We start from the raw sequence: 3,203 nt of genomic DNA on the forward strand, positions 1-3,203 counted from the left end.
AGGAAACAGAACAGGGAGTAGGGAGTAGGGAATAGGGAATAGGGAGTAGGGAGTAGGGAGTAGGAAGTAGGGAGTAGGGAGTCGGGAGTCGGGAGTCGGGAGTCGGGAGTCGGGAGTCGGGAGTCGGGAGTAGAATAGTTGGCTTTTAACCTAAGCTATTGATTATTGCCAATTAAGGTTAAGGTTATCGAATTTTCCTTGTTACATCATCTGCTGCCAATGGCTATATGATCAACGATACCCAGCTTGGTACAATGTCAGACTTGATTGACTTAATTAGTTTGCCATTGTGGCAGTACAGTTGACTAGGGATTGATTACTCAATTAGGAAAAGCGATCGCGCCCCGCGTGGCCTACGGCTAATCGCGAAGCTTGACATGCACGGGCAAAGCCCAACGCTTCGCGAACGGTCAATCGCATTTACCTGTTCGTCTTCTGATTTCCCTACTCCCTACTCCCTACTCCCTACTCCCTACTCCCTACTCCCTACTCCCTAATGCGTTCGCATAATTTTTTCCTGTGGGAATTTGACACATTATTGATTAATTAGCTAAAAAGGAGTACAGCTACCACTCTAGAAGTTGAGCTTCCTGTTGACGCTAATCAATGGTTGGCTGGGTTTTATACAGTAACAGTTAGGGTTAAGCGCAATGGCAAGCAACAAGTGACTAATGCTCTCTCCTTTTCCCTAGCGCCTAAGATCATCGAGGAGATGACTATATCTACAACTACCGGAAACCAGCAGCAGTTGACCTTGACCTGTAATCCACCGGTATGGTTAGGGAAGCCAGACACTTCATCAGTGATCCTAGGACAACAGGTAGGGTTTTTGTTAGGCGGACGCGAATTGTTACCCTTGTCGGAATTTTTGCCATCAGTGACCACTACTTCTTCTGACCCATCACCAGACCAGAAGACCAATAGCCTCGTTTTTGATATCACCGGTATTGCTGCTGGGGATTACTGGGTGCGCTTGCGGGTGGATGGAGTTGACAGCTTACTGGTGAATCGGACAGTTACACCTCCTGTTTTTTACTCGACCCAGAAGCTAACGGTGAGTGGGTGATGGGGAGATGGGGTGATGGGGAGATGGGGTGATGGGGAGTTTGGGGAATTTTATCAGAGTGGGAGAGTTTGAGAGGGAAAAGAATACCCCGTCGAATTAGGTCGGGGATGAATATTCCGTCTCAAATAGTGTTAATAGAAAAAGTAAGGGTCTCAAAAAAACAGGGCAAAAGACCCTACTCAGCTACCCTGGCCATAGGCCACGCGGGGCGAGTTCGGTGCGCGGGAAAGTCACGCCCAGGTCGATAACAGTCGCCCACGGCTGTGCCTGGGAATCCCCATCCCTGCGACGGGTGGGGAGGTTCAATAAGTGCGTACGCTAATCTTGTCGGGTGGGCAAATGGATACTATAACTGTTGGAATGGTCAAATTCTCATTATTTGCCCACCAAACCCTTCTCTAAATGCGATCGCTTTAGGTTTGATACTGGTAAAATTACTCATGCCAAGATACTTAATGGCTTCACAATTAAATCTTCTCGCTAGATTGCCTGATTATCAGCCTTTAAACTTTCAATATATAACTCAATAGCTTCTGTAATATTCTCGATTCCCTCTTCAAAAGAATCCCCTTGAGAATGACAACCTTTTAGGATCCGACAAAAAGCGTGATAACCTCCCTCTGATTCTACAAAATAACTGTATAATTTAAATTTGTTTAGTGTTGTTGTCCATAGGTTTTAAAGTTGTTTGTAATCTATAGCAAAGGGAGTAGGGAGTAGGGAGTAGGGAGTAGTGCGATCGCTAATCTTGTAGGTTGGGTTGAGCGAATCAATAGTTTTGATAAAACTGATCGATTCTATGGGAGAGTAAAACCCAACACCATCCCCTTTTTTTTCAGTAAGTATTTGTTGGGATTGCTTGCCTCAACTGGGGAGCTAACACACCCTAATTTTATCATGGTGTGTTGTTGAGCTAAGATTAAAATGCGATCAGCTTTTATCAAAAGTTTATACTTTACTTCCATTGATCATGCCGAAACTGGATATGATTCATAAGGCTGTGAAAAATGCACTGATTAAAGATGGATGGATAATCACTGACGACCCTATATTATTGAATATAGAAAAACAAAACTCTATGCCGATCTAGGGGCTGAAGGCCCGATTGCGGTTCAACGAAATGAACAAAAACTTGTGGTTGAAGTCAAAAGCTTTGTCGGTACATCAAAATTGCAAGATTTAAAAGAAGCTCTTGGTCAATACGATATCTATCGCTATCTTCTGGATGAAACTGCACCTGAACGAAAACTTTATCTAGCTATTAGTAGCATTGCCTACAAAAACTTTTTTACTCAAGATGTGATTCAATTAATCGTCATTAGACATCAGAGGTTGTCTGAGAAGTCTAATTTGCTACACCTAAGCCCCCTAAATCCCCCAATTTTGGGGGACTTTTACCAGCAAATAGATTCTTGTTCCCCCCAGAATTGGGGGGCTAGGGGGGCAAAATTCAGTATCAAAAAACTTTTCAGATATCCTCTAAACTTACCTTAATTCTTGTAGATACTGAATTAGAAGAGGTAAGACAATGGATAAATTAGCCCAATACCCCAAAATTATTAAACAACTATTAAATGACTATATCAAATTATGTCAAAAACGTTCTCAGGAGGCGATTGATAATTTTCTGATTGCGGATGAAGCAAATGGTCACTATATTTGGATGAATTTAGGATGGCAAAATGGAGAAATAATTACGGGAATGACCGTTTATGTGCGTCTTCGAGAAGGGAAATTTTGGATTGAGGAAGACTGGACAGAAGAAGGAATTGCTACCGACCTTGTCCGTGTTGGAGTTCCCAAAGAGGATATTGTCTTAGCATTTCATGAGCCAAAAATGCGACAATACACAGATTTTGCTGTTGCTTAGGTGATCGCTTGATATTATTTGGTGGGCAAATGGACATGATCACTGCTGATCTGGTCAAATAATCAGAATTTGCCCACCCTACCCCTTTAATGTTCGAGAGAGTGTAGGAAGTCTTGTAGGGTGGGCAAGAGGATCTAACTCCATGGCCACACACAGGAGTAAAATCTTTTCTTCAAACAAGGATAAGTTAAAGCATTCACTAAGATATTTCAGCGCAGGTCGGGGATGATTGGCTTCCGCTTCTGCCATGGCGGCTTCCCCTTGCTT

Annotated in this window: 6 protein-coding genes and 1 pseudogene; 5 read left to right on the top strand and 2 right to left on the bottom strand. The window is 43.1% G+C overall.

Going from position 1 to position 3,203, the window contains the following annotated elements:
* Nucleotides 1–372: 372 nt before the first annotated feature.
* From F6K57_RS40970 to F6K57_RS40980, 3 genes are all read left to right on the top strand, one after another.
* Complete coding sequence (locus F6K57_RS40970) at nucleotides 373–510, top strand: hypothetical protein (protein WP_293074773.1); 138 nt, start codon at nucleotides 373–375, stop codon at nucleotides 508–510.
* Between the two features lie 100 nt (nucleotides 511–610).
* A complete protein-coding gene (locus tag F6K57_RS40975; protein ID WP_293074775.1) occupies nucleotides 611–1,066 on the top strand; it encodes a hypothetical protein in 456 nt (151 codons plus the stop codon).
* Nucleotides 1,067–1,421: 355 nt separating this feature from the next.
* Complete coding sequence (locus tag F6K57_RS40980; RefSeq protein ID WP_293074778.1) at nucleotides 1,422–1,550, top strand: hypothetical protein; 129 nt, start codon at nucleotides 1,422–1,424, stop codon at nucleotides 1,548–1,550.
* On the opposite strand, the gene F6K57_RS40985 is transcribed toward F6K57_RS40980, so the two are convergent.
* Nucleotides 1,547–1,660: a type II toxin-antitoxin system HicB family antitoxin gene (locus F6K57_RS40985; protein WP_198954332.1), complete on the bottom strand. Its 114-nt coding sequence runs from the start codon at nucleotides 1,658–1,660 to the stop codon at nucleotides 1,547–1,549. The genes F6K57_RS40980 and F6K57_RS40985 overlap by 4 nt on opposite strands.
* A 391-nt stretch (nucleotides 1,661–2,051) precedes the next feature.
* Between F6K57_RS40985 and F6K57_RS40990 the strand changes: the two are divergent.
* Both F6K57_RS40990 and F6K57_RS40995 read left to right on the top strand, forming a co-directional pair.
* Nucleotides 2,052–2,560: pseudogene (locus F6K57_RS40990) on the top strand (XisH family protein).
* Nucleotides 2,561–2,594: 34 nt separating this feature from the next.
* Nucleotides 2,595–2,936, top strand: a complete 342-nt coding sequence (locus F6K57_RS40995) for a XisI protein (RefSeq protein WP_293074781.1) — start codon at nucleotides 2,595–2,597, stop codon at nucleotides 2,934–2,936.
* A 78-nt stretch (nucleotides 2,937–3,014) separates the two neighbouring features.
* Here the strand turns inward: F6K57_RS40995 and F6K57_RS41000 are convergent.
* A partial coding sequence (locus F6K57_RS41000) for a hypothetical protein (protein WP_293074784.1) occupies nucleotides 3,015–3,203 on the bottom strand: 189 nt, incomplete at its 5' end.

The organism is Moorena sp. SIO4A5 (genome assembly GCF_010672005.1).
Classification (GTDB): Bacteria; Cyanobacteriota; Cyanobacteriia; order Cyanobacteriales; family Coleofasciculaceae; genus Moorena.

What these genes read in the sequence shown, in the direction of transcription:
- F6K57_RS40995 (WP_293074781.1), top strand. Translation starts at nt 2,595, where the DNA reads ATGGATAAATTAGCCCAATACCCCAAAATTATTAAACAACTATTAAAT.